Origin of the sequence: Bartonella acomydis (assembly GCF_039543025.1) — a bacterium.
In the GTDB taxonomy this organism is placed as follows: Bacteria; Pseudomonadota; Alphaproteobacteria; order Rhizobiales; family Rhizobiaceae; genus Bartonella; species Bartonella acomydis.
Genome location: NZ_BAABIY010000053.1, coordinates 1 through 727, shown reverse-complemented (window position 1 = coordinate 727; position 727 = coordinate 1). Strand labels below are relative to the sequence as shown.

Genomic DNA, 727 nt, shown 5'->3' with positions numbered 1-727 from the left:
TCTTGTAAGGGGTTAAAAGTTCATTCTCGACAGCTTCAGCGAAGCTATAATGATGGAGTTGTTTTCCAAAAAGCGCTTCATCATCCATGGACGCCAGAACGGCATTAATCTCATCAGCCCGTCTTTTGGCAGTCTCACTAAAGATACGAGGTGTTGCTGTCATATACAGACGTTTTTTACCTCGAATAATGCTGTTATCATGAACTTTGACAAACTCAGATTCATTATCATCAGATCCCAATGAAGCGCCAGTTGTACGGTGTGCTTCATCACAAATAATTAGATCAAATTCGGGTAATCCATATTCTTTTTGTGCATCCGAAATCACTTGAATGGAATGATAGGTTGAAAAGATAACCGTCATTGCCTCTGCGAAGTTTTCACAAGCTTCTTTGGCAAGGGCTTTGGCATCTGTTGTAGCAGGCAGAACAAGATCTGATGTTTCCATGCCAACCATATCATCTTGGTTTTTACGACGCTTGCCTACTTTTGTATCAGAACACACCGCAAAAGAACGCAAGGGGATTTGTGTGTCCAGTGTCCATTCACGGATTGTTTGTGAAACTAAAGCAAGAGAAGGCACCAAAAACAATACACGCTTGCCTTTTCCGGCGAGAGTTTCTGCTATTTTCAGGCTTGTAAAAGTCTTGCCTGTACCACATGCCATAATAAGCTTGCCACGGTCTGCTTCTTGTAAACCTTTACAGACTTTCTCAAGAGCTTCTTT

At 41.8% G+C, this 727-nt stretch carries 1 protein-coding gene; it reads right to left on the bottom strand.

What is annotated here, in order from left to right; genetic code table 11:
- On the bottom strand, positions 1-727 hold a 727-nt coding region (locus tag ABD909_RS06960), incomplete at both ends, for a DEAD/DEAH box helicase family protein (RefSeq protein WP_345097236.1).